The sequence below is a fragment of the Mesorhizobium sp. WSM4840 genome, assembly GCF_055811755.1.
Genome location: NZ_JBVVQD010000094.1, coordinates 1 through 1,451 on the forward strand (window position 1 = coordinate 1; position 1,451 = coordinate 1,451).

The window sequence follows — 1,451 nt, forward strand, 5'->3', positions numbered from 1 at the left end:
CGCGGCCGCGGCGAGGCGACGGAGGTCTTCCAGCTTGGCAAAGTCGCGACGTCAGCATCGCCCCCTATGGACGTTCATCGCGCCCAAGCGGGCTGAGTAACATGCCACTTCCATGCCGCTGATCGGCGGCTTGAAGAAGCCGCCGGCTTTGGGAATGACTGGAGCCGGGTCACCTAGCGCCGTAGCTGATTTCAATTGGAAGCAGGAACGGTGCAAAGTCGCTGTTCCGGGCAACGTCCGCTTACGAGCCGCCAAATCGGCCCAGCAAGGACCGGTTTGGTGAAGGTTTTTCGATGCGGGCCGCGGCACGAGGGTTGGGGCTGGATCGACATCGGCCCGCGTTGGAAAACCTCCCAAGGGGGAAGCCGCGGGGTGTAGGGTGGATCCTATGGGGAAAGCGCGGGGCTGGCGGTGACCGGCGGGCACGACAGCAGCAATCGGGTTGGCCCAAAAGCTGCCGATGATGTGATGGGGCTTGGTTCTTGAGGCTGTCTGCCGTCGTGTCTCGGCGATTTTGCCGTGTTCGGCAAAGGCTGGTGCAAAGCGACATTATCCCGGTATGCAGGGCAGATCGGGCTCAGCTTTGGGCAATGTGACGGGCATCTCGTCATGCGGCCTTTTCCTTCGGTGGCGCACGGGATCTGGGCTGCTGGCCGCGACGGAATATCTCGACAATGTGCATCGGGCCGCCGCAGCGTGGACATGGCTGCCTCAGGGTGAGCGGGATGATCTCGGCGCTTGGCGCTTCATCCTGCGATGGCCTTTCCGCCCCGAGCAGTGTCCTGATCTTGGCGACAATGGCCTTGCGGCCTGCTCCGGCCAGCAGGCCGTAATGGCGGATGCGGTGGAATCCGTCGGGAAGCACGTGGATCAGGAAGCGGCGAATGAACTCGTCGGTGGCCAGCCGCATGACCTTCTGACGGTCACCGTTCTTGATCCGGTAATCCTTCCAGCGGAAGGTGACAGTCTCGGCATTCGCGCTGATCAAGCGGCTGTTCGAAATGGCGACACGGTGGGTGTAGCGGCTGAGATAGGCCAGCACGGCCTCGGGACCGCCGAACGGGGGCTTGGCGTAGACCACCCTTGCGACAGGCTAAGCCCTGGAAAGGAGAATGGAATGTAGATCCTGAAACCTTTCGAAGCGATCCAGAGGGTTCGACCCCCTCCCGGCAAAGGCGCAGCCCGCCAGCCGGAAGCGAGTCTTGCATGGGCGACGGCAACGCCGCTCGTGAAGCGTAGACAGCGGATGCTGAAGCCATGTGTCAGCCTCGAGATTATGTGCATGCGGAGGCCTTCGGCGTGGGTAGCCCGGGGGCAGCATCGTCGGAACCGCCAAGGGCGAGGTTCTGGCGTACTTCGACTCGATTCCGCACGCTCACCTCCGGGCGTTCCTCGACCAGCGAGTCACGGACGGCGTCATCCGACGGATGATCGATAAATGGCTGAACGCA

At 62.8% G+C, this 1,451-nt stretch carries 1 pseudogene; it reads right to left on the reverse strand.

Annotation, left to right across the window (positions count from 1 at the left end):
* Window positions 1–607 precede the first annotated feature (607 nt).
* Window positions 608–1,081, reverse strand: a pseudogene (locus AC0L3I_RS36810) (IS91 family transposase); the annotation flags it as partial.
* Window positions 1,082–1,451: the final 370 nt, after the last annotated feature.